Here is a 23,228-nt window from a genome sequence, read left to right on the forward strand (position 1 = left end):
GGGTCAGCTCTCCGATCGAGCGGGGGCGAGTGAGGGGACGAGTGCGGGGGCGGGGGCAGCGGCCGCGGTGCGTGCCGGGCCGGCGAGGGTCGTCCGGGCGAGCTCGTCGAGGACGACGCGCTCGACGACCTCCTGGGCGACGCCCCAGCCGTGCCGGACGCCGGTGGCGACCTCGCGGCCGGGACGGGCGGCGTCGACCGCGCGGCCGAGCGCCTCCGCGATGCCCGCCGGAGTCGGGCGGGCCCAGCTCGCGCCGGGGTGCGGCAGGTCCGCGCGGGCGTCGACGGCGTCGTTCACCACGGCGACGGCGCCGCAGGCGAGCAGCTCCTCCGCCACCAGCGAGATGTTGGTGAAGGAGAGGGCGATGCCGGCCGAGCAGCGGTTGTAGAGCGCGGCGAGCTCGCTCGGCGCGAGGGTGCCGTGCTCGATCACCGGCACGTCCCACACTCCGGGCGCCGTGCCGTAGACGTGGATCGGCACCTCGGGGTGCTCGGCGTGGAAGAGCGCGAGCGCCCGCCGGCCGAGCAGGTAGCCGCGCCGGTCGGCGGCGGGCTTGGCGTAGAACACCACGCCCGAGCGCTCGCCGTCGGGGTTGTCCAGCGTGTAGGTGGTGGTGTCGCAGCCGAACGGCGCGAGGTCGCTCGTGACGCCGAGCGCGTCGAGGTGCGAGCGCACCATCTCGCCGAGGGCGATCGTGCGGAAGCCGAATCGGTAGCTGTCCTCCGCCAGGGCCGCGAGGGTCCCGCGCGGGTGGAAGAACGGCTCGTAGTCCTGCACGAAGTACAGCCGGGCCATCGGCGCCGTTCCTCGGGTGGCGAGCACGTGCGCGGTCTCCCAGGAGGTCGCGACGGCCGCGTCCACGCCGGTGACGCCGTCGTCGGCGCTGCGGATGTCCACGTCGAGCCACGGCCAGCCGGCGCGGATGATCGCGGCGCGGGTCTCGAAGTCGGCCCCGTGCCGGTCGTAGAGGAAGAGGGTGCAGCGGTGGCCGCGCGCGACCAGGCCCTGCACCATCCGGAACAGGGTGGTGTGGCCGCCGGAGCCGCGGTCGGGCGGGGTGCAGATCCAGCCGATCGACGCGGGGCCCTCGGCGCGGACCGGGGCGCCGGGCAGATCGAGGAGACCGGAGTCGGCGATGTCGCCGGGGAGCAGCGGCATGTCGAGCTCGCGGACGCCGACGCGGTCGCCGAGCGAGCGGACGGCGCGCTGCAGCACATCGCGGCCGCCGGTGCTCCGCAGGCGCCGGACGAGCTCGCGGGGGACGCGGGAGGCGCGCATCAGAAGCTCCCCTCGCGGTGCCAGCGGCGCCAGGACCGGTCGGTGCGCAGGCGCCGCAGCACCCGCTCCAGCAGGAAGCGCGGGGAGAAGCGGTCGCTCGGCGCGCTCAGCAGCCGCGACTGCAGGCGCTCCCACTCGGGCAGCCGGGCCGCGTCGCCGTAGACCTGGTGCGCGAAGCCGAGGTGCTCCTCGAGGTCCGCCGCGGTGGCGCCGCCGCTGTCGAAGCGCTGCGCGCCCTTGACGAGGGCGTCGCGGGCGAGGGCCCGCCGGGCGAGGTGCTCGAGCTCGTCGCGCCGCTCGAGCGGTCCGCCGGGATCGGCGAAGAAGGTCTCGAAGGCGAGCAGGCGCTCGCGCAGGTCGTGCAGCGGCGTCACGGTGTCCGAGCGGCTGCCCGCGTGCTCGCGGTGCCAGGCCTGGTCGACGCCCTGGATGTAGGCGACGTCGGACGCGGCCGAGAGGCGCAGCCAGAGCTCCATGTCGTAGGTGTGCGGCAGCGGCCGGGGCCAGCCGACGCGGTCGAGGACGGACCGGCGCACGAGCACCTCGGGCGAGGTGATCACGTTGAGCCCGGTGCGGCAGCGCTCGTGCAGCCAGTCGCCGCCGGACCAGAGCAGCCACGACGTCGGAGTCGTCCGCGCGGTCGGCAGCACCGACCCGTCCGGGAAGTGCACGGGGTGGCCGTAGACCAGCCCGACCGACGGGTGCGCGCGGGCGACGGCGACCGCGCGGGCCAGGGCGCCCGGAGCGATCACGTCGTCGGCGTCGAGATACCAGGAGAACTCGCCGGTCGCCACGGCCAGCGCGGCGAGCACGCTGCCGACGGGACCGAGGTTCCGCGGGTTCGCCAGCACCAGGACGCGGTCGTCGCCGGCCGCGATCGAGCGGGCCACCGCGAGCGAGTCGTCGGTGGAGCGGTCGTCGACGATCACCAGCTGCACGCGGACGCCCGTCTGGCCGAGGGCGCTCGCCGCGGCGGCGGGCAGGAACTGCGCGTAGTCGTGCAGCGGGATGAGGACCGAGACGGTGGCGTCGGAGGTGTCGACGTCCTCGACCGGCACCGTGCGACCGCGCCGGGTCCCCGCGGCGACGGCGGTCGTCACGACAGCACCCCCGCCGGGCTCGGGGCGGCGGAGGTCGTGCTCCGCAGCGCGGCGATCAGCGACTCCGCCACGTACTCCTGCTGCGCCGCCGTGATGCCGGGGAACAGCGGCAGCGTCAGCAGCTGCCCGGCGAACGCCTCGGCGCGCGGCAGCGGGCGCGGGCGGCCGGAGGCGGGGAGGAACGGGGCCAGCAGGTGCACCGGGGTCGGGTAGTGCACTCCGGTCGCGACGCCGGCCTCCGCGAGCGCGGCGCGCAGGCGCTCCCGCTCCGGGGTGCGCACGACGTAGAGGTGGTGCACGTGCTCGTTGCCCGGCGCGGTGCGGGGGAGGACCAGCCCGTCGACGCCGTCGAGGAGCTCGGCGTAGCGGGCGGCGGCGTCGCGGCGCTGCTGGTTCCACTCGTCCAGGTGCGCGAGCTTCGCGCTCAGCACGACCGCCTGCAGCGAGTCGAGCCGCGAGTTCGTGCCGACCACGTCGTGCCGGTAGGCGCTGAGGCCGCCGTGGTTGCCGAGGCGCCGGACTGCCGCGGCGAGCTCGTCGTCGTCGGTCATCACTCCGCCCGCGTCGCCGTAGGCGCCGAGGTTCTTGCCCGGGTAGAAGCTGGTGCCGGCGATGGCGCCGAGCGAGCCTGCGCGGGCGCCGAAGCGCCGGGCGCCCTGGGCCTGCGCGGCGTCCTCGACGATCCGCACCTCCTCGCCGAGAGCGGCGGACAGCCGCTCCACCGGGGCGCACTGCCCGTAGAGGTGCACGGCCATCACCGCGCGGGTGCGGGGAGTGACGGCCTCCGCGGCCGAGTCGACGTCGATCAGGTAGTCGTCGTCGCAGTCGACGAACACCGGCCGGGCGCCGGCGCGCACGACGGCCTCGGCGGTCGCCACGAAGGTGTTCGCGGGGACGAGCACCTCGTCGCCGGGTGCGAGGTCGAGCGCCAGGAGGGCGAGCTCGAGCGCGTCCGTCCCGTTGCCGACGCCGACGGTGTGCCGCACGTCGCAGTACGCGGCGAACTCCTCCTCGAAGCGGGACACGTCCGGACCGCGGACGAACGACGAGTCCGCGAGCACGCGGTCGAAGCCCTCCCGGATCACGTCGGCGACGACGAGGTGCTGGAGGTGCAGATCGGCGAGCGGGACGATCGGCTCGGTGGTCATGACGGGTTCCTTCGGTCGGAGGTGAGCTCGCGGACCCGGCGCAGCAGCCAGGTCCGCAGGAGGAGGAGGTAGAGGACGCCGCCGGTCGCGCCGCCCCCGAGGAGGGCGAGCCAGTCGGCATCGAGGCCGACGGCGTCGAGGCCGATCGGGACGAGCAGCGCGGCACCGGCCGCGGCCGCCGCGGCGAGCGCCGGCGGCAGCAGGGAGCGGCCCACGGCGCGCAGGTCGACGTCGATCGAGCGCAGCAGCCAGGCGAAGACGGGACCGACCACGAGCGCGGCCACCCCGATCTGCGCCCAGGCCGCGCCGACGAAGCCGCCGCCCAGGACCGCCGGGACGAGCGCGAGCGTGAGCGCCGCGAACCAGACGCCCTGCACGATCGCGACGCGGCCGGAGCCGCCCTTCGCGAGTGCCGCCGAGCTGAAGAGATCGGCCACCACCCGCAGCGCGCCGACGACGCCGAGGAGCCCCAGCGCCGCCGCGGCGGGAGCCCAGCGCTCGCCGTAGACGACGTGCACGAGCGGGGCGGCCAGGGCGGCGAGCAGCGCGCCGAGCGGAGCGGCGAGCGCCCAGGTCAGCCCGGTCGCCGCGGCGACGGGCAGGGGGCGGCCGTCCTCGTGCGCCCGGGAGAACGCGGGCAGAGCGACGGAGCGGACCACCTGGCCCACCGCGGTCATCGGCCAGGTCGAGATGTTGAACGCGAGGACGTAGTAGCCCAGCGCCACCGGTTCGATCAGCCCGGCGATCACCACCTTGTCGGTGCCGAGCACGCCCCAGGAGATCAGGTTGGCGATCGCCACCGGCAGGCCGAAGCGCAGCGCGGAGGGGGCGATCGCGCGGTCCCACCCCAGGCGCGGCCGCTCGCGGGCGGCGACGAAGAGCAGCACCATCGTGCAGGTCTGCGCGACGACGCGGGCGACGGCGAGCGCCAGCACCCCGGTCCCGGCGGCGAGCAGCGCCAGGGTGATCGCGGTGGAGACGACGAAGTCGACGGCGGCGATCAGGAAGAGCGGCCGCTGAGCGAAGCGGCGCTGCAGCGCGGCGTAGGGGACCACTCCTGCCCCGGCCAGCGGCAGGGTGATCGCGAGGACCGCCAGCACGCCGGCCGTCTCGGGCGAGCCCGTCGCCGCGGCGATCATCGGCGCCGAGGCCGCCATCGCCGCGCCGAGAGTCCCGCCGAGGACCAGGCCGAGCACGGCCACGGTCGGCGCGCGCCGCTCGGGCTCGCTCGAGCGGATCAGATCGGTGCTGAGTCCGAAGTCGGACAGCGCCATCAGCACCGACTGCACGGTGAGCGCGAGCGCGTAGACGCCGAACGCCTCGGGCGCGAGCAGCCGGGCCAGCACGACGCCCAGGGCGAGGCTGCCGAGCCGGAGCGCGATCGTGCTGAGCGCGCTCCAGCCCAGGGCCGATGCGATGCGGCTCCGGCCCGCGGAGACCGGAGGGGACTCGACGGCGGTCACGAGAGCGGCTTCCGAGCGCGCTCGCCGGCGCGGACGAACCGCCGCCACTCGGCCGTGTCGACGACCGCCGGCCAGCACTCGGCGGCGATCGAGGCGAAGCGGGCGCCCTCGGCCTGATCCTCGGGGCGTGCCGAGGCGCGGCTGCGCAGCGCCCGGCCCATCGCCTCGTGGGCGAGGGCGCGGCCGGCGTTCGCGCGGCGGTCCCCGCCCTGCGCCCGGCGGCCGGAGGAGTCGTGCCCGGCGCTGGTGAAGAAGTGCTCGATCGTGCCGCGGCGCTCGCGCAGCTCCGCCAGCGGGTCGCTGCTCGGCTGCGGGTGGCAGCGGGTCTGGACGACGCCGCTGATGCGGCCGATCCCGCCGAGCGCCGCGAGCCGCAGCCCGTAGTCGAGGTCGGCGGTGCGGGGGAGGTCCTCGGCGTAGCCGCCGAGAGCGTCGGCGATCGAGCGGCGGACCAGCACGGCGTGGTCGACCAGGAGGTCGGAGCCGTGCCGGCTCGTGCGCTCGATCCAGTCGGCCCCGCTCCACAGCGTCCACTCCACGCGCCCGGTGGCCGCGGTCGCGGGCCGGACCGAGATCTCGGCGTCGCCGTGCACGGCGCCTACCCACGGGTGCGCGGCCAGCAGGGCCGCCGCCCGCTCGAGCGCCCCGGCGGTGAGCGCGTCGGTGCTCGGCAGCACCAGCACGGACTCGCCGCGGACGAGCGCGAGCCCGGCGTTGCGGGCGGCGATCGTGCCGAGGCCGGCGGGCACCTCGAGCACGCGCACGCGCTCGTCGTCGACGACCGGATCCGCGTCCGTCACGACGACGACGTCCAGCCGGACGCCGCGCTGCGCGAGGACGCTCGCCAGCGCGGCGAGGGGAGATGCGCCGTCGACGGCCGCGATCACGACCGAGACGAGCGGCGCCGGGCCGGAGAGGGGGAGCACCGGCGACCGGTGCCCGCGGACGGCGCTCATGCGGACGCTCCTTCGAGGGTGCTGTCCGTGCGCCGGACGGCGTCGGGCTCGATCCGCGGAGCCGCGGGCACGCCCAGCCAGGTCTCGCCGGCCGGCTGATCGCGCAGCAGCACCGCGCCCATGCCGAGCGTCGCCCGGCGGCCGATCCGCGAGCGCTCGCGGACGGAGGCACCCATGCCCAGGTACGCCTCCTCGCCCACCCGCACCCCGCCGCCGAGGGTGACCCCGGCGCAGAGGGTGGCGAACGAGCCGATGCGGTCGCCGTGGGTGAGGGTCACGTTCGGCATCGCCACCACGTGCCGGCCGATCGCCACATCCGCGGTCAGCACGACGCCGGCGAGCAGGATGCTCCCCGCGCCGATCCGGCAGTCGTCGGGCACGTGGATGGCCGGGTGCACGATCCGCGCGTAGCGGTGGTCGTGCACGCCGAGCGCGCGGAGGCGGTCGACGATGCGCGCCCGGCCGCTGCCGTGGCCGACGCAGACGGCGATCTCGGCGCGGGGGTGCTCGGCGATCGCGTCGAGGCCGCCGATCACGGGGACTCCCGAGATCTCGGTGCCCCAGCGCGCGGCGCCGTCGTCGACCACGCCGATGACGCGGTGGCTGCCGCTCACGGAGAGGAGGGCGAGGGTCTCGCGCGCCAGTCCGCTCGCGCCGACCAGGATCAGATCACGCACGGAGGACCGCCGTCTCGTGCTCGCGGGCCAGGCGCGACGGGGCCAGAACGGCCTCGATCACCCGGTCCTGGTCCTGCTCGGTGAGGGCGTGGAAGAGCGGCAGGATCAGCGTCCGGTCGGTCAGGCGCTCGGTGACGGGCAGTCGGTCCGCGTTCGGGTGGGCGCGGTACGGCGGCTGGCGGTGGGCCGCCATGATGCCGCGGCGGGCGGAGACGTCGCGGGAGGCGAGCTCGGCCATCAGGCCGTCGCGCTCGAGCGGGTAGTCGTCGCCGACCTCGATCCAGAACGACTGGAAGTTGCTCGTGCCGTGCTCCGGGTCGGTCACCGTGCGCAGGCCCGGGACGTCGGCGAAGGCCGCCGCGTAGCGGGCCGCGAGCGCCCGGCGGCGCTCGATCAGTGCCGGCAGCCGGCCGAGCTGCACGAGGCCGAGGGCCGCCTGCAGATCGGTCATCCGGAAGTTGAAGCCGACCTCGTCGTAGTGCTCCGGTGCGGCGAGCACGCTGCCGTGCCGGTCCGCCGCGGAGACGGACATCGAGTGCTCGCGCAGGCGGCGGGCGCGGGCCGCGAGGTTCGCGTCGTCCGTCGTGAGCATCCCGCCCTCACCGGTGGTGAGGAGCTTGCGCGGGTGGAACGACCAGGCGGTCAGAGCCGCGCCGGCGCCGACGGAGCGGCCGCGGTAGCGCGAGCCCGCGCCGCAGGCGGCGTCCTCGAGGACGAGGACACCGAGCGGGTCGCAGAGTGCGCGGATCGGCTCGAGGTCGACGGGCACGCCGCCCTGGTCGACCGCGATCACCGCGCGGGTGGCCGGGGTCAGCGCCGCGGCGATCGTCTCCGCGGTGACGTTGCCCGTGACCGGGTCGACGTCGGCGAAGACGGGCCGGCCGCCGGCGTGCACGACCGCGTTGGCGGTCGCGATGAAGGAGAAGGAGGGGACCACGACGTCGTCCCCGGCGCTCACGCCGCCGACCACGAGCCCGAGGTGCAGGGCCGTGGTGCAGCTGGACAGCGCGACCGCGTGGCCGACGCCCATCGCCTCGGCGAAGGCCGCCTCGAAGCGCGCGACCCGGGGGCCCTGCGCGATCCAGCCGGAAGCGATCACCTCGGCGAGCGCGTCGCTCTCCTCGGTGCCCAGCCAGGGGCGCATCACGTCGATGCGCCCGGTGCTCGCCGCGCCGGTGCTCGCCGCGCCGGTGCTCGCCGCGCTCATCGGGTCGCTCCGCTCAGGACGGGGGCGTCCAGCCGCTCGGCGCGCCACCACTCGACCAGGGAGCGCAGACCGCTCTCCAGGTCGTACGCGGTGACGAAGCCGAGCTCGTCGCGCGCCGCCCGGGTGTCGGCCAGGCGGCGGGTGACGCCGTTGACCGAGCGCGCCGGTGCGAAGACGACGTCGAGGTCGGACTCCATGACGTGCAGCAGCGTGCGGGCGAGCTCCAGCAGGCTGGTCTCGACCCCCGTGCCGATGTTGAAGGCGCCGTCGCGGCCCGCCGTCGCCGCGACCACGTTGGCCCGCGCGACGTCGTCCACGTGCACGAAGTCCATCGTCTGCGCGCCGTCGCCCATGATCAGCGGCGGGACGCCCGCCTCGATCCGCTCCATCCAGCGCACGAGCACCTCGGTGTAGAGGCCGTGCACGTCCATCCGCGGTCCGTAGACGTTGAAGTAGCGCAGCGCCGTCGAGCGCAGGCCGTTCATCGCGCCGAAGCTGGTGAGCATGCCCTCCGAGAAGGCCTTCGCCGCGCCGTAGATCGTGTCGTTGGCGTAGGGGTTGTTGCTCTCGGGAGTGGGGAACTGCGTCGCGAGTCCGTAGACGGAGGCGCTGGACGCGGCCACCACCCGGCCCACGCCGTGCGCCGCCGCCGCCTCGAAGACGGTGAAGGAGCCCTGGGCGAGGACGTCGAAGGCCAGGCGCGGGTCCTCCGCGCACTGGGTGATCCGGATCGCCGCCTGGTGGAAGACGACGTCCTTGCCGCGGACGACCGAGTCGACCATCGCGCGGTCGCGGATGTCGCCCTCGATCAGCCTGACCCGGCCGTCCGCGAGCGCGTGCTCGAGGTTCTGCCGGCGCCCGCGGACGAGGTTGTCGAGGACGTCGACCCGGCTGACGCCGGTGTCGAGGAGGCGGTCGACGATCGTCGAGCCGATGGTGCCGGCACCGCCGGTCACCAGGACCTCGGCGCCCTCGAGCGAGACGGGGGAGGGGGTCAGCTCAGCCACGACGCCTCCTCCAGGCGGACCGCCGGAGCGGTGGTGCGGCTGACCTGGCCGGCGTCGAGCAGCCGGTCGCTGACCTGCTCCAGGACGCTGAGGACGCGCAGGGCGGCGCGGCCGTCGGTGCGGGGCGCGCGGCGCTCCGAGATCGAGGTCGCGAACTCAGTGACCATGTCGGCGAGCGGCTCGCGCTCGGGCAGGGCGGGCGACCAGGTGTCGCCGAGGCGGTAGGAGATCGCCGCGTCGTGGCGGGAGGTCCCGCCGCGGAGCGAGGTGCCGAGGTCGACGCCGCGGTCGAAGACGCTGAGGCGCTGCTGCGGATTCACGTCGTCCCAGACCAGCGTGCGCCGCGAGCCGCCGATCACCATCCGGCGGATCTTGGTCGGGCTGAGCCAGTTCACGTGAACGTTGGCGATGGCGCCCTGGCCGAGCGGGACGGTCAGGTAGCCGACGCAGGCGCGCCCGGAGCCGAGCGGGTCGGAGCCCTGGGCGGCCACGTTCCCGGGGCGCAGGCCGCCGGGGATGATGAAGTCGAGGATCGACAGGTCGTGCGGGGCGAGGTCCCAGAACACGTCGACGTCGGGCTGGATCAGACCGAGGTTGATCCGCACCGCGTCGACGAAGAGCACGTCGCCGAGCGAGCCGGCGGCGATCAGCTCCTTCATCTTCAGCACGGCGGGCGTGTAGCAGTAGGTGTGGTCGGCCATCAGCACGACACCGGCGCGCTCGGCGGCGTTCACCATGTCGATCCCGAGCACGCTCGAGTCGGCGAGCGGCTTCTCGACCAGCACGTGCAGTCCCGCGGCGATCGCCGCCATGGCGATCGCGTGGTGGGTGCGCGCCGGCGTGGCGATGGCGATGGCGTCGAGTCCCGGCAGGTCGAGGACGTCCGAGAGCGAGCGCAGCACCGGCACGGAGCCGTTGGCGCGGGAGACGGCCTCCGCGCGGACCGGGTCGAGGTCGCAGATCGCGACCAGGTCCCAGTCGGCGCTGGCGGAGAAGTTCCGGGCGAGGTTCGGGCCCCAGTAGCCGGCGCCGACGAGCGCGACGCGGAGCCTCCGGGAGGGGATGGTGGTGGTCATGGCGGGTTCCTTCGGGTGAGGAGGGCGGCATGCGGGCACGCCGAGGGGACCGGGCGCTCCGACCAGGGAGAAGGAGCGCGCGGACGGGTGGGGACGGCGCGTCAGGGCGCGCCGAGGGAGGGGACGGCGGGGAGAGCGCCGGAGGAGGAGAGGGAGAGGAGAGGAGGGGAGCGGTCGTGCGTCAGTACGCGCCGACCGGGCGGAGCATCACGCGCAGGGTCCGCCAGAGGATGAGCAGGTCGCCGGCCAGCGACCAGTTCTCGACGTAGTAGAGGTCGAGTCGGATCCCGTCCTCCCAATCGAGCTCGGAGCGGCCGCCGGTCTGCCAGAGCCCGGTGATGCCGGGCTTGATGTAGAGGCGGCGGTTCACGACGTCGTCGTAGCGCTCCACCTCGCTCAGCAGCGGCGGGCGCGGGCCGACCAGGCTCATGCTGCCGCGCAGCACGTTCCAGAACTGGGGCAGCTCGTCGAGCGAGTACCGCCGCAGCACGCGGCCGAGCGGGGTCACCCGTGGATCGTCGCGCAGCTTGAACAGCAGGCCGGAGCCCTCGTTCGCCGCGCTCAGCTCCGCCAGCCGCGACTCCGCGTCGATGCTCATCGAGCGGAACTTGAGCATGGTGAAGAGGTGACCGGCGCGGCCGACCCGCTGCTGCCGGAAGAGTGCGGGCCCGGTGCTGTCGCGGCGGATCATCACCGCGAGCACGGCCAGCAGCGGCGAGAGCACCAGCAGGGCGAGGGCCGAGACGCTCACGTCGAGCACCCGCTTGAGCGCGTGGCGCGGACCGGAGTAGCGCGGCGGCTCGACCCGCATCAGCGGGAGACCGTCCACCGGGCGCCAGTGGATGCGCGGTCCGGCGACACTGCTGAGCCCCGGTGCGAGCACCAGCTCGACCGCGAACGGCTCGAGCGCCCAGCAGAGCCGGCGGAGGTAGGCGTCGCCGCCGTCCACCTGACCGGCCACGACGACCGCGTCGGCGCGCTGCTCGACGACCGCCTGGGCGATCGTGTCGATCGCTCCGACGACCGGGATCGAGCGGCCGCGCACGGTGATCGAGCGCCGCGGGTCGGCGAGGAGCGTGCGCTCACCGCCGGTCGAGAGCGCGACGCCGACGACGTCGTACTCGACGCGGCCGCGCCGGCGGTCGATCTGCGTGACGATGTGCGTCACGTCGCCGGCGCTGCCGACGACGATCACCCGGGACAGGGCACGGCCGGCCCGTCGCTCCCGGGCCAGGTGCCCGCGGCTGAGGGCGTGCGCCGCCAGCATCCCGCCGAGCCCGACGGGCAGGGCGATCAGCACGTGCACCCGCGGCAGGTCGACGTGGGTGAGGACCGAGGCGACGGAGGCGAGGCCGAACGTCGCGACCGTCGCCGAGAGCAGACGGCGGAACTCGTCCGCTCCCGCTCCGATGCGGTGCGCGAGGCGCCGCTGGGCGAGGAGGACGGAGCAGACCCAGAGGGTGCCGAGGACGCCGGCGACCACGAGGTCGGCCGAGCGCGCCTCGGCGGATCGCGCTACGACGGTCGAGCGCAGGCCGGCGGCCAGCGACACGGACCCGAGCACGACCAAGACGTCCGCGGCCAGGACCCTCCGCGAGAATCGGCGTCGCCAGCTCGAGGCCTCCGCCGGCGGTGCCGGAACGAGGACGAGGGCGCGCGGATCGCGCTGAGGAGTCGGGGCCGCGGTGGAGACGGCGGTCACCGCGGTCTCCTGCTCTCACCGCCGCTCGTATGCCGGGTCGCCGGGGGGAGGCGACGGGGTCTCGAGGAGGGAGGGAGCCGTGTGGGCGCGCTGGAGGCGCGCACCAGTGGTGCATACAAAGGATCAACCTGCATTTCGGGTTTACAGGGAAGGGGGGTACTGCAGGGCGGGCTCAGAGGACGTCGCGGTTTCGGGGCCGCGATGCATCGTCGCCACGTCGGCACCGCTGTGACCGTCGTACTCCCAGGATGAGCAGATCGGTCGAGGTGGGGCCTCGCGTCGGGGCGGCGCGGCACGACAGGGTTCGTGCGCTCCGGTCCCGGTGGTCGGGTGGTTCTCAGCCGAACATAGCGCTCCTGGCAACCCGGTGCGTGGCCCCAGTAAGAGGGTCGTAGAAGGGGTGACATCCTCGACCGACTCCCGGGCGCTCCTCAGCGATCCTCCTAGAATCGTCCCGGTGCCGGGAGTGCGATCGGGTCGCGCCCCGGCGCCAGGGGAGCACTGCCGCCCCCGATCGCCAGGAATCGAGACGGGGCGCGGGAATCCCTGCGCGGCCCGGGAGGTCACCTTCCGGGCCGCGTCGACGCGTCGAGGCGGCCGCGCCGACGACTAAAGTCGAGGGGTCCCCCAGCCCCAGAGGAGCACCCGCGCGTGTCGAACGCAACGTCGAACGTCCCCGAATCGTCCCGTCCCACCGCCGACGCCGCCGTCGTCACCGAGGCCGGCACGGGGTTCACGCACTTCACCGACCGGGCGGTCGTCGCGATCCGCGTCAACGGCGAGCTGAAGGACCTGGCCGCCGACGTCGTCCCCGGCGACAGCATCGAGCCCGTCCTGATCTCCTCGCCCGACGGCTTGAGCATCCTCCGCCACTCCGCCGCGCACGTGCTCGCGCAGGCCGTGCAGCAGAGCAACCCGGAGGCGAAGCTCGGCATCGGCCCGCCCGTCACCGACGGCTTTTACTACGACTTCGACGTCACCGAGCCCTTCACGCCCGAGGCGATGAAGGCGCTCGAGAAGGCGATGGACCGCATCATCCGCCAGGGCCAGCGCTTCGTGCGCCGCGTCGTCACCGAGGACGAGGCGCGCGCCGAGCTGGCCGCCGAGCCGTACAAGCTCGAGCTGATCGGCCTCAAGGGCGCGGGCGCCGACGGCGAGTCGGTCGAGGTGGGCGGCGCTGAGCTCACCATCTACGACAACGTCGACCCCCGCACCGGCGAGACGGTCTGGAAGGACCTCTGCCGCGGCCCGCACCTGCCCAACACCCGGATGATCGGCAGCGGCTACGCGCTGACCCGCAACGCCGCGGCCTACTGGCGCGGCTCGGAGAAGAACCCGCAGCTGCAGCGCGTCTACGGCACCGCTTGGCCCACGAAGGACGAGCTGCGCGCGCACCAGGCCCGCCTCGAGGAGGCCGCCCGCCGCGACCACCGCAAGCTCGGCCACGAGCTCGACCTCTTCTCGTTCCCGGACGAGATCGGCTCCGGCCTCGCGGTCTTCCACCCCAAGGGCGGCATCATCCGCTACGAGATCGAGCAGTACATGCGCGAGCAGCTGCTCGCCCACGACTACGAGCTCGTCTACACGCCGCACATCACCAAGGGCGACCTCTTCATGACCAGCGGCCACCTGCAGTGGTACGCCGAGGGCATGTTCCCCCCGATGCACCTCGACGAGCTGCAGGACGAGGACGGCACCGTCACCCGCCAGGGCCAGGACTACTACCTGAAGCCCATGAACTGCCCGTTCCACAACCTGATCTTCCGCTCGCGCGGGCGCAGCTACCGCGAGCTGCCGCTGCGCCTGGCCGAGTTCGGCACCGTGTACCGCTACGAGAAGAGCGGCACCCTGCAGGGCCTCACCCGCGTCCGCGGGCTGACCCAGGACGACGCGCACATCTACGTCACGCAGGAGGACGTGTCGGCCGAGCTGACCCGCAACCTCGAGTTCGTGCTCCAGGTCCTGCGCGACTACGGCCTCGACGACTTCTACCTCGAGCTCTCCACCAACGACGAGGGCAACCCGAAGTTCGTCGGCGACCCCGAGCAGTGGGAGTCGGCGATCGAGTCGCTGCGCGCCGTCGCCGTCGAGTCCGGCCTCGAGCTGGTCCCCGACCCGGGTGGAGCCGCGTTCTACGGCCCGAAGATCTCGGTCCAGGCCCGCGATGCCATCGGCCGGACCTGGCAGATGTCGACGATCCAGCTCGACTTCAACCAGCCCGAGCGCTTCGAGCTCGAGTACACCGCCTCCGACGGCTCGAAGAAGCGCCCGGTGATGATCCACCGCGCCCTCTTCGGCTCGATCGAGCGCTTCTTCGCCATCCTCACCGAGCACTACGCCGGAGCGTTCCCGGTCTGGCTCTCGCCGGTGCAGGTCGTCGGCATCCCGATCGCCGACGAGTACCTGCCCTACCTCGAGGACGTGGTCGGTCAGCTGAAGAAGGCCGGCGTCCGCGCCGAGATCGACTACTCCAGCGACCGGATGCAGAAGAAGATCCGCAACGCGACCCTGCAGAAGGTCCCGTTCCAGCTGATCGTCGGCGAGAAGGACCGCGACGCCGGTGCGGTCAGCTTCCGCTTCCGCGACGGCACCCAGGAGAACGGCATCCCCGTCGCCGACGCCGTCGCCCGGATCCGCGAGGCCATCGCGACCAAGGCCCAGGTCTAGCGGTGGGGGAGCCGTTCGACGACGCCGTCCCCGAGGGCGCCGAGTCTTCCGCGCACCTCGCCGGCGTCCCCGACGAGTTCCAGCGCCTGTGGACCCCGCACCGGATGGTGTACATCCGGAAGGGCCAGCCGGGCGACGACGACTGCCCGTTCTGCGTCGCGCCGACGCTGAGCGACGAGGAGGCGCTGATCGTCGCGCGCGGCGAGCACGCGTTCGTCCTGCTGAACCTCTTCCCGTACAACTCCGGCCACCTCCTGGTCTGCCCGTACCGGCACATCCCGCTCTACGACGAGGCCACTCCCGAGGAAGTGGCCGAGATCGGCGCGCTCACCCAGACGGCGATGCGCGTCCTCCGCGAGGTCTCGAACAACGACGGCTTCAACCTCGGCATGAACCAGGGCGCCGTCGCCGGCGCCGGCATCGCCGCCCACCTGCACCAGCACGTCGTGCCGCGCTGGGCGACCGACGCCAACTTCTTCCCGATCATCGCCCGCACCAAGGCCCTGCCCCAGCTCCTCGGCGACGTCCGCGCGAGCCTCGCCGCGGCCTGGCCCCGCCCCTAGCCCGCCGCCTCTCGAGTAGTCGCGCAGCGGCCACCTATGGTGGTCGAGTAGCCCCGCAGGGGCGTATCGAGACCCACCGTCGTCAGCAGGCCGAGTCTGCAGACTCCAGTCCCGGTGCCGGTGGATCTCGATACGCCCGCTCGGCGGGCTACTCGATCAGCATGGTGGGCCCCCTGCTGGTCGTGTGGGCCCGCACCGGCGCCCGATGCCTGTCGGGCAGCGGCGTGGCGGCGCCTCATGCTCGTCGACCAGCCCCACTGCCGCGTCTCGAGACCCGCCCCGCCCGCCTTGTCCAGCGCCGATGTCGGTCAGCCCCGTCTCGTAGACTGGACGCTGCCGTCGGCGGAAGTCGCCGCACAGAACAGGACTCGCGAACATGACCGACACCACCCCCACGTCCTCCTCCGCCTCGGAGCAGTTCGGCTCGAGCCGCGTCAAGCGCGGGCTCGCCGAGATGCTCAAGGGCGGCGTCATCATGGACGTCGTCAACGCGGAGCAGGCGCGCATCGCCGAGGACGCCGGAGCCGTCGCCGTGATGGCGCTCGAGCGCGTCCCCGCGGACATCCGCTCGCAGGGCGGCGTCGCGCGGATGAGCGACCCCGACCTCATCGACGGGATCGTCGCCGCCGTCTCCATCCCCGTGATGGCCAAGGCCCGCATCGGCCACTTCGTCGAGGCGCAGATCCTCCAGGAGCTCGGCGTCGACTACATCGACGAGTCCGAGGTCCTCTCGCCGGCCGACTATGTGAACCACATCGACAAGTGGAACTTCACCGTTCCCTTCGTCTGCGGCGCCACCAACCTCGGCGAGGCCCTGCGCCGCATCACCGAGGGTGCAGCGATGATCCGCTCGAAGGGCGAGGCCGGCACGGGCGACGTCTCCGAGGCCACCAAGCACATCCGCACCATCTCGGCCGAGGTGAACCGCCTCAAGTCCCTGACGAAGGACGAGCTCTACGTCGCCGCGAAGGAGCTGCAGGCTCCCTACGAGCTGGTCGCCGAGATCGCGCAGACCGGCAAGCTCCCCGTCGTGCTCTTCACCGCCGGCGGCGTCGCCACCCCGGCCGATGCTGCGCTGATGATGCAGCTCGGCGCCGACGGCGTCTTCGTCGGCTCCGGCGTGTTCAAGTCGGGCGAGCCCGCGAAGCGCGCCGCCGCGATCGTCAAGGCGACGACGTTCTTCGACGACGCCAAGGTGGTCGCCGAGGCGTCCCGCGGTCTCGGCGAGGCGATGGTCGGCATCAACGTGGCCGACGTGCCCGCGCCGCACCGCCTCTCCGAGCGTGGCTGGTAGCGAGAGCGCGCCCGTCGCGGGCGAGGACGAGACCCGGGGGTCCCTCGCAGGGCTCCGTGTCGGCGTCCTCGCCCTGCAGGGCGACTTCCGCGAGCACGCGCACGTGCTGCGCGAGCTCGGCGCCGAGGTGGTGCTGGTGCGCCGTCCGTCCGAGCTCGCGTCGGTCGCGGGTCTCGTGATCCCCGGCGGCGAGTCCACGGTGATGGACAAGCTCTCGCGCCTGTTCGGCCTCGCCGAGCCGGTGAAGGAGGCGATCGCCGCGGGTCTGCCGGTCTACGGCACCTGCGCCGGACTGATCATGCTCGCCGACCGCGTGCTCGACCGCATCGACGGCCAGAGCAGCTTCGGTGGCCTGGACGTGACCGTCCGTCGGAACGCCTTCGGCAACCAGCTGGACTCCTTCGAGACCGACCTCGACATCGACGGCATCGGCGACCCGCCGATGCATGCGGTCTTCATCCGCGCCCCCGTCGTCGAGGAGCTGGGGGAGCGCGCGCACGCCCTCGCGGCCCTGGCCGACGGCCGGGTCGTCGCCGTCGAGCAGGGCGCCCTGCTGGGCACCTCGTTCCACCCCGAGATCACCGGCGACTACCGCTTCCACGAGCTGTTCCTGCGCAAGGTCGCGGCCACCCGCTTCGGCGCGGCACAGTAGGGGCATGCCCGAACTCCCCGAAGTGCACGCGCTCGCCCGCGACCTCGACGAGCGCCTCGGCGGCCGCGTGCTGGAGCGACTCGACGTGTTCGCGATCTCCGCGCTGAAGACCGTCGCGATCCCGCCGTCCTCGCTCGCGGGGGAGACGGTGCACGGTGTGAGCCGGCACGGCAAGTTCCTCGATCTCGCGATCGGCGACGTGCACGTGCTGCTGCACCTGGCCCGCGCGGGCTGGGTGCGCTGGCGCCCCGAGCGGCCGACCGCGCCGGTGAAGCCGGGCCGCGGCCCGCTCGCCGCGCGCCTGATCCTCGACGACGGCTCCGGCTTCGACATCACCGAGGCCGGCACGAAGAAGAGCCTGGCGATCTCGATCGTGAGAGACCCGCGGGACGTCCCGGGCGTCGAGCGGCTCGGTCCGGATCCTCTCGACCCCGAGTTCACCCGCGAGATCCTCGGGGCGATCCTGGCCACCGCGGGCCGCGCCCAGCTCAAGGGCGTCCTCCGCGACCAGTCCCGGATCGCGGGCATCGGCAACGCCTACTCCGACGAGATCCTGCACGTCGCGAAGATGTCGCCGTTCAAGCCGGCGACGCTCACGCCGGAGGAGCTCGACCGCCTGTACACCGCGCTGCACTACACGCTCGAGGAGGCGCTCGGCCGGGCCGAGGGGCTGCACGCCGCCGATCTCAAGCGCGAGAAGAAGCTCGGGATGCGGGTGCACGGCCGCACCGGCGAGGCCTGCCCGGTCTGCGGCGACACGATCCGCCAGGTGATCTACTCCGACTCGACGCTGCAGTACTGCCCCACCTGCCAGACCGGCGGCAAGCCGCTGGCCGACCGCGTGCTGTCCCGACTGCTGAAGTAGCGCGCCCGTCAGTTCTGCACCGTCTCCGTCGAGGACGTCGCTCCGAACAGCCGGACGGCGGCGGGATCGGGCCCGAAGTGGACGGGGCCGCGGGTCACGGTGGCCGTCGCGGCGACCACCAGCGCCGTCTCGGCGGCCGTGGCGGCGGTCCGCCGCGCGACTCCCGCACGATCGGACGGACGGGGATCGCCGGCATCCGGGTGTCTCTGATCAGGTGTCATCGGTGTCCTCGTTCTCGTTCGCGTCGATGGGACGGCGGGGACTGCCCGGCTCGCCCGACACCCTGTCGACGAGGAGCGGCGAGTGACGAATCGCTGGCGGAGACGGTGCCGGTGGCGCGATCGGAGAACCCGAGCGCGCGGATCCGACTCGTCAGATCGTCATCGTGCCCACGGCCGACGAGCTCCCGTACTGAGCCTTCACGGCGGGGTCCGACCCCTGATAAAGAGGCCCTCGGATCACCGTGGCCGAGACGGTGATGCTGCCTTTGGGGGAGGCGGTGATTCCGCAGAAGCAGAGCCTCGTGAGTTCCGCAGCGTGTCTCCCCTCGGTCTCGTAGCTGTTCGTGACCGGGTGCGAGCCGGCCGGGATCACGAGATGCCCGCTGCGCGGACCGTCGGCGACGACCCCCTCGCCCCAGGGCGCGACGTCATGCTCAGCGGCGATGTCCACCCGGACGTCCTCTCCGAAGACGACGTCCGTCGTGGTCGTCGTCGCAGTCGTGTTGAGGAGGACGAGGACGAAGAAGCGGCCTTCTCCGAGGCTGGAGCTGATCGACACACCGGCGAAGATCCCAGCTCCGACGGGGGACGCGGAGGCGCCGGGCGCGGCGACCGCGGCGGCGATCACCGGCGTCGTCCACGCGGCGGCGATCGCGGTACGGCGCGCGACTCCCGGCGGGATCGATGTGGGGCGATCGTCGCTCGGTGAGTGGTGCTGATCGGGTGTCATCGGTGTCCTCGTTCTCGGTCGCGTCGACTGGACTCAGGGGGGCTGCCTCGCCTCGGACACTCTGTCGACCGGGCGTGAAGCGTGCCGAATCTCTGGCGGGAACGGTGCCGGATGGCTCGATTCCGCGCGGACTCCGCCCCGCCGAACCGGTGACGGTTCTCTGCGACTCGGAGGCCTCTCAGAACTCCAGGACGACGACCGCGGACGGGCGGCCGTAGATGCCGACCGCGTACGGGTCGGGGCCACGATAGGTGGGCCCGCGAGTCACCTTCGCCTCCACCGCGAACCGTCCCCGCGGCTCGGCGGCGAGCTCGCACACGGTCTGCGGCCCCGGGTACGGGGCGGTGACCACCACGCTCCTGTCGCCGATCGTGTACTCCCCGACCGTCGGGTAGACCCCGGCGGGGATCGTGATCGAGCCGGCCCGCGGCCCCTCGGGAACGATCCCGTCCGCCCAGACGGCGACGTCGTGGTTCGAGCAGGTGACGCGCACCACCGCGTCCTGGGGGAGGACGACCGGGGTGCCCGGGGTCCCGGTCCCGTCGAGGTACACCTCGACGCGGAAGGCCCGCGAGGACTCCAGGCCGTCGGAGACGAGCCAGACACCGAGGAACGTGCCGTCCTCCTTCGGCGGCGTGGAGGCGGAGGCCGCGGGGGCCGCCGCGGCTCCCGCGATCACCGGGACCGTCCAGGCGACCGCGAGCGCCGATCGGCGCCCGATCCCCGGAGGACGAGCCCCGTCCTGCCCGGTCGTGCCGTCCCTCTGCGGGTCGTTCATCATCGCGGTCCTCGTTCTCGTCTCGGCTGCGCGGCGGCCTGGTCCGCCCCGCGGCAACCCTTCCGCAGACCCGACTGCACATGGTCATTCCTGGCAGCGGACGCAGGCCTGGCCGGATTCGTGCAGTTCAGCCGCTCTTGCGGCGGACGGCGCCCAGGGCGAGGAGCACCACGGCATCCCGCCCTCGGGCGCGGCTCGGGCCGCCCCGCCCGGTGCTCGATTACACTGGACCAGCCATCAGCGGCGCCCGAGGGAGTCGCACGAACGAGATTTCCGAGGGAGCACCGTGTCCGGGCATTCCAAGTGGGCCACGACCAAGCACCAGAAGGCGATCAAGGACTCGCGCCGCGCGAAGTCCTTCGCCAAGCTGATCAAGAACATCGAGGTGGCCGCCAAGATCGGCGGCGCCGACATGTCCGGCAATCCGACGCTCGTCGACGCCGTGCAGAAGGCGAAGAAGACCTCGGTCCCGAACGACAACATCGACCGCGCGATTAAGCGCGGCGCGGGCCTCACCGGCGAGGTCATCGACTACACGACGATCATGTACGAGGCCTACGGCCCGAACGGCATCGCGCTGCTCGTCGAGTGCCTCACCGACAACAAGAACCGCGCCGCGGCGGACGTCCGCACCGCGATGACCCGCAACGGCGGCACCATGGCCGACCCGGGCAGCGTCGCCTACAACTTCGCGCGCAAGGGCGTCATCACCGTCCCGCACGGTGACGGCGTCACCGAGGACGACGTGCTCGGCGCGGTCCTCGACTTCGGCGTCGACGACGTCATCGACCACGGCGAGTCCTTCGAGGTCCGCACCGAGGCCGCCGAGCTGGTCCCGGCGCGCACGGCGCTGCAGGAGGCCGGCATCGACTACGACGCCGCCGACGTCGAGTTCGTCGCCTCGCTGCAGGTCGAGGCCGACGCCGAGACGGCGCGCAAGGTCTTCCGCCTGATCGACGCGCTCGAGGACTCGGACGACGTGCAGAACGTCTACACGAACCTCGACATCACGCCCGAGGTCCGGGCCGAGCTCGAGAACGACGAGGAGTGACCCGGTGACCCCGGCTCGTCCCGAGCGGGCGCGCTGATGCGCGTCCTCGGGATCGACCCGGGGCTCACCCGGTGCGGCGTCGGCATCGTCGACGTCGGCCGCGACCGGCGCGCGACGCTCGTGCACGTGAGCGTCCTCCGGACCCCCACCGATGCTCCACTGGAACGCCGGCTGCTCGCCCTCGGCGACGGGATCGAGGCGCTGCTCGACGAGCACCGGCCCGAGGCCGTGGCGATCGAGCGCGTCTTCGCGCAGAACAACGTCAGCACGGTGATGGGCATCGCCCAGATCAGCGGCGTCGCCCTGGTCGCGGCCGCCCGCCGCGACCTCGTCGTCGGCATGCACACGCCCAGCGAGGTCAAGGCCGCGGTCACCGGCTACGGAGCGGCCGACAAGCGCCAGGTCACCACGATGATCCAGCGCATCCTCCGGCTCGATGCCCCGCCGAAGCCGGCCGATGCGGCCGACGCCCTCGCCCTCGCCGTCTGCCACGCCTGGCGCGGTCCCCTCGCCGCGGGCCCCGCCGCCGCCGAGGGGGAGAGCGCGGCCCAGCGGGCCTGGCGCGCCGCGGAGGCCGCCGCTCGAACGCCTGTTCGAGCCTCTAGACTGACGCGGTGATCTCCTCCCTCCGCGGCACCGTCCTCTCCGCTCGCGGGAGCCTCGCCGTCGTCGACGTCCACGGCGTCGGCTACGCGGTCAACGTCACGCCGCAGCACGCGCTCGAGCTGCGGGTCGGCGACGAGACCGTGCTGACGACGACGCTGATCGTGCGCGAGGACTCGCTGACCCTCTACGGCTTCCCGGACGAGGAGCAGCTCGAGATCTTCGAGCTGCTGATCGGCGTCACCGGCGTCGGTCCCAAGTCCGCGCTCGGCGTGCTCGGCTCGGTGGAGCCCGAGCGCATCGCCCAGGCCGTCGCCGACGAGGACGACGCCGTCTTCCGCAAGGTCTCCGGCATCGGCCCCAAGACCGCGAAGCTCATCATCCTGTCGCTCGCGGGCAAGCTCGCCGTCCGCCCGCGCGCCGCCCGCGGCTCCGGGCCGGGTGCGACGGCCGCGCAGAGCGTGCTCTCGGCCCTCGTCGGCCTCGGCTGGCCCGAGCGCGTCGCCGCCGAGGTCGTCGACGAGATCCTGCTCGACGCCCAGGCCTCCGACGCCGCGAGCGTGCAGTCGCTGCTCCGCCTCGCCCTCGCCCGGCTCGGTCCGGCGGCGCGCTCGTGAGCGGCGACGACGTGATGGGCCCCGAGGTCGCGTCCGAGGCCGAGATCGCCTTCGAGGGGGCGCTCCGCCCGAAGAACCTCGGCGAGTTCGTCGGCCAGCGCAAGGTCCGCGGCCAGCTCGAGCTGCTGCTCAAGGCGGCGGCGATGCAGGGCCGCACGCCCGACCACATCCTGCTGGCCGGCCCGCCCGGCCTCGGCAAGACCACCCTCGCGATGATCGTGGCGGAGGAGAGCTCCTCGCCGCTGCGGATGTCCAGCGGCCCCGCGATCCAGCACGCCGGCGACCTGGCCGCCGTGCTCTCCTCGCTGCTGCCCGGCGAGATCCTCTTCATCGACGAGATCCACCGGATGGCGCGCTCCGCGGAGGAGATGCTCTACCTCGCGATGGAGGACTTCCGGATCGACATCATGGTCGGCAAGGGCGCCGGCGCGACCTCCGTCCCCCTGGACCTCGCGCCGTTCACCCTCGTCGGCGCGACCACGCGCTCGGGCCTCCTGCCGAATCCGCTGCGCGACCGCTTCGGCTTCACCGCCCACCTCGAGTTCTACGCCGAGGACGAGCTGCGCCAGGTGCTCACCCGCGCCGCGCGGCTGCTCGACCTCGACATCGACGGCGAGGCGGTCGCCGAGATCGCGGGCCGCTGCCGGGGCACCCCGCGCATCGCGAACCGCCTGCTGCGCCGGGTCCGCGACTTCGCGCTCGTGCACGGCGGCCGTGCCGACGTCACCGCGGTCCGCGCCGCACTCGACCTCTACGACGTCGACGAGCTCGGCCTCGACCGCCTCGACCGCGCCGTGATGGACATCGTGCTCACCCGCTTCGACGGCGGACCGGTCGGCCTCAACACGCTCGCGGTCTCCGTCGGCGAGGAGGCGGAGACGGTCGAGGCGGTCGTCGAGCCGTTCCTCGTCCGGATCGGGCTGCTCACCCGCACGCCGCGCGGCCGCGTCGCGACCCCGGCCGCGTACCGGCACTTCGGCGTGGATCCGCGCGGGGGAGCCGCCTCGGCCTCCCAGCGGCCCCTGTTCGGAGATGACCTATAATCTTCAAGGCCCGACGGGCCGCTCGATCCGCATGCGCCACCCCTTGTGTGCGCGGCGGATCACCCTCAACTCCGGAAGGCTCACCCATGGATCCGACGATCATCCTGCTCGTCCTGCTTCTCGCCGTGATGATCATCTTCATGTTCCGCAACAACAAGAAGCGGCAGCGCGACGCGGAGAAGATGAAGTCCGGGCTGGTCCCCGGTGTCGAGCTGATGACCGGCTCCGGCCTGTTCGGCACCGTCGTCTCGATCGACGACGACGAGAACAAGATCGTCATCGAGTCGACCCCCGGGACGCTCCTGACGATCCACCGTCAGGCCATCGCCCGCCTCATCGACCCGACCGAGAACGCGGTCGTCGCCGACGAGGACGAGGCCGAGTCCGTGGCGGCCGTCGAGTCGCCCGCGTTCGGCGAGCGCGACGCCGCGCACACGTCCGACCCGCTGGTCGACCCGGTCGAGCGCGACCGCAGGCCCGACGCGCAGTAGTCTCCAGGGCGGGCAGGGTGCATCGGCACCCCGCCCGCC

General features: G+C 73.3%; 23 protein-coding genes. 10 read left to right on the forward strand and 13 right to left on the reverse strand.

From position 1 onward, the window contains the following. Nucleotides 1-3: 3 nt before the first annotated feature. The 10 genes from MT350_RS15410 to MT350_RS15455 form a co-directional block, all read right to left on the reverse strand. Entirely contained in the window at nt 4-1,278 is a 1,275-nt protein-coding gene (locus tag MT350_RS15410; RefSeq protein ID WP_243599918.1) for a glycosyltransferase family 1 protein, read from the reverse strand. Next, the gene (locus MT350_RS15415; protein ID WP_243599919.1) at nt 1,278-2,378 is read right to left on the reverse strand and encodes a glycosyltransferase family A protein; all 1,101 of its coding nucleotides are present in this window, start codon (nt 2,376-2,378) and stop codon (nt 1,278-1,280) included. Before MT350_RS15415 ends, MT350_RS15410 begins: the two co-directional genes overlap by 1 nt. Then, nucleotides 2,375-3,526, reverse strand: coding sequence for a DegT/DnrJ/EryC1/StrS aminotransferase family protein (locus MT350_RS15420; RefSeq protein WP_243616243.1), 1,152 nt, complete (start codon nt 3,524-3,526; stop codon nt 2,375-2,377). The genes MT350_RS15415 and MT350_RS15420 overlap by 4 nt, the downstream gene beginning before the upstream one ends. Next, nucleotides 3,523-4,989, reverse strand: a complete 1,467-nt coding sequence (locus tag MT350_RS15425; RefSeq protein WP_243599921.1) for an oligosaccharide flippase family protein — start codon at nt 4,987-4,989, stop codon at nt 3,523-3,525. Before MT350_RS15425 ends, MT350_RS15420 begins: the two co-directional genes overlap by 4 nt. Beyond that, nucleotides 4,986-5,945: a glycosyltransferase family 2 protein gene (locus MT350_RS15430; RefSeq protein ID WP_243599922.1), complete on the reverse strand. Its 960-nt coding sequence runs from the start codon at nt 5,943-5,945 to the stop codon at nt 4,986-4,988. Before MT350_RS15430 ends, MT350_RS15425 begins: the two co-directional genes overlap by 4 nt. Further along, the gene (locus MT350_RS15435) at nt 5,942-6,622 is read right to left on the reverse strand and encodes a NeuD/PglB/VioB family sugar acetyltransferase (RefSeq protein ID WP_243599923.1); all 681 of its coding nucleotides are present in this window, start codon (nt 6,620-6,622) and stop codon (nt 5,942-5,944) included. The genes MT350_RS15430 and MT350_RS15435 overlap by 4 nt, the downstream gene beginning before the upstream one ends. After that, entirely contained in the window at nt 6,615-7,829 is a 1,215-nt protein-coding gene (locus tag MT350_RS15440) for a DegT/DnrJ/EryC1/StrS aminotransferase family protein (protein ID WP_243599924.1), read from the reverse strand. The genes MT350_RS15435 and MT350_RS15440 overlap by 8 nt, the downstream gene beginning before the upstream one ends. Then, entirely contained in the window at nt 7,826-8,836 is a 1,011-nt protein-coding gene (locus MT350_RS15445) for an NAD-dependent epimerase/dehydratase family protein (protein WP_243599925.1), read from the reverse strand. The genes MT350_RS15440 and MT350_RS15445 overlap by 4 nt, the downstream gene beginning before the upstream one ends. Next, complete coding sequence (locus MT350_RS15450) at nt 8,824-9,912, reverse strand: Gfo/Idh/MocA family protein (RefSeq protein ID WP_123733029.1); 1,089 nt, start codon at nt 9,910-9,912, stop codon at nt 8,824-8,826. Before MT350_RS15450 ends, MT350_RS15445 begins: the two co-directional genes overlap by 13 nt. A gap of 181 nt (nt 9,913-10,093) precedes the next feature. Beyond that, entirely contained in the window at nt 10,094-11,614 is a 1,521-nt protein-coding gene (locus MT350_RS15455; RefSeq protein WP_243616244.1) for a sugar transferase, read from the reverse strand. Between the two features lie 651 nt (nt 11,615-12,265). Between MT350_RS15455 and thrS the strand changes: the two genes are divergently transcribed. The 5 genes from thrS (at nt 12,266) to MT350_RS15480 (ending at nt 17,655) form a co-directional block, all read left to right on the forward strand. Continuing rightward, nucleotides 12,266-14,281 (forward strand): threonine--tRNA ligase, encoded by a 2,016-nt coding sequence (gene thrS, locus MT350_RS15460; RefSeq protein ID WP_374206646.1) that lies wholly within the window; start codon nt 12,266-12,268, stop codon nt 14,279-14,281. A 2-nt stretch (nt 14,282-14,283) separates the two neighbouring features. Next, entirely contained in the window at nt 14,284-14,844 is a 561-nt protein-coding gene (locus tag MT350_RS15465) for an HIT domain-containing protein (RefSeq protein WP_243599927.1), read from the forward strand. Nucleotides 14,845-15,220: 376 nt separating this feature from the next. Next, nucleotides 15,221-16,138, forward strand: coding sequence for a pyridoxal 5'-phosphate synthase lyase subunit PdxS (gene pdxS / locus MT350_RS15470; RefSeq protein ID WP_159984516.1), 918 nt, complete (start codon nt 15,221-15,223; stop codon nt 16,136-16,138). Then, nucleotides 16,128-16,790, forward strand: coding sequence for a pyridoxal 5'-phosphate synthase glutaminase subunit PdxT (pdxT, locus tag MT350_RS15475; protein WP_308197380.1), 663 nt, complete (start codon nt 16,128-16,130; stop codon nt 16,788-16,790). The genes pdxS and pdxT overlap by 11 nt, the downstream gene beginning before the upstream one ends. Nucleotides 16,791-16,794: 4 nt before the next feature. Then, nucleotides 16,795-17,655: an Fpg/Nei family DNA glycosylase gene (locus MT350_RS15480; RefSeq protein WP_243599928.1), complete on the forward strand. Its 861-nt coding sequence runs from the start codon at nt 16,795-16,797 to the stop codon at nt 17,653-17,655. Between the two features lie 8 nt (nt 17,656-17,663). Here MT350_RS15480 and MT350_RS15485 read toward each other — a convergent pair whose 3' ends face one another. The 3 genes from MT350_RS15485 to MT350_RS15495 all read right to left on the reverse strand — a co-directional run bounded on the left by MT350_RS15485 (nt 17,664) and on the right by MT350_RS15495 (nt 19,384). After that, nucleotides 17,664-17,876 carry a hypothetical protein gene (locus tag MT350_RS15485; RefSeq protein ID WP_243599929.1) on the reverse strand — a complete coding sequence of 71 codons (213 nt, stop codon included), beginning with the start codon at nt 17,874-17,876 and terminating at the stop codon, nt 17,664-17,666. 151 nt (nt 17,877-18,027) lie between these two features. Continuing rightward, the gene (locus MT350_RS15490) at nt 18,028-18,606 is read right to left on the reverse strand and encodes a hypothetical protein (RefSeq protein WP_243599930.1); all 579 of its coding nucleotides are present in this window, start codon (nt 18,604-18,606) and stop codon (nt 18,028-18,030) included. 178 nt (nt 18,607-18,784) lie between these two features. Next, nucleotides 18,785-19,384 (reverse strand): hypothetical protein, encoded by a 600-nt coding sequence (locus MT350_RS15495; RefSeq protein ID WP_243599931.1) that lies wholly within the window; start codon nt 19,382-19,384, stop codon nt 18,785-18,787. Between the two features lie 286 nt (nt 19,385-19,670). On the opposite strand from MT350_RS15495, the gene MT350_RS15500 reads away from it, so the two are divergent. From MT350_RS15500 to yajC, 5 genes are all read left to right on the forward strand, one after another. Beyond that, the gene (locus MT350_RS15500; protein WP_123446193.1) at nt 19,671-20,435 is read left to right on the forward strand and encodes a YebC/PmpR family DNA-binding transcriptional regulator; all 765 of its coding nucleotides are present in this window, start codon (nt 19,671-19,673) and stop codon (nt 20,433-20,435) included. A gap of 36 nt (nt 20,436-20,471) precedes the next feature. After that, nucleotides 20,472-21,053, forward strand: coding sequence for a crossover junction endodeoxyribonuclease RuvC (gene ruvC / locus MT350_RS15505; protein WP_243599932.1), 582 nt, complete (start codon nt 20,472-20,474; stop codon nt 21,051-21,053). Continuing rightward, entirely contained in the window at nt 21,050-21,655 is a 606-nt protein-coding gene (gene ruvA, locus MT350_RS15510; RefSeq protein ID WP_123446195.1) for a Holliday junction branch migration protein RuvA, read from the forward strand. Before ruvC ends, ruvA begins: the two co-directional genes overlap by 4 nt. Before the next feature lie 14 nt (nt 21,656-21,669). Further along, nucleotides 21,670-22,698 (forward strand): Holliday junction branch migration DNA helicase RuvB, encoded by a 1,029-nt coding sequence (gene ruvB, locus MT350_RS15515; protein ID WP_123446196.1) that lies wholly within the window; start codon nt 21,670-21,672, stop codon nt 22,696-22,698. A gap of 86 nt (nt 22,699-22,784) precedes the next feature. Next, nucleotides 22,785-23,189: a preprotein translocase subunit YajC gene (yajC, locus tag MT350_RS15520; RefSeq protein ID WP_123704427.1), complete on the forward strand. Its 405-nt coding sequence runs from the start codon at nt 22,785-22,787 to the stop codon at nt 23,187-23,189. Nucleotides 23,190-23,228 lie beyond the last annotated feature (39 nt).

The sequence above is a fragment of the Rathayibacter sp. VKM Ac-2928 genome (genome assembly GCF_022815545.1).
GTDB lineage: Bacteria > Actinomycetota > Actinomycetes > Actinomycetales > Microbacteriaceae > Rathayibacter > Rathayibacter festucae.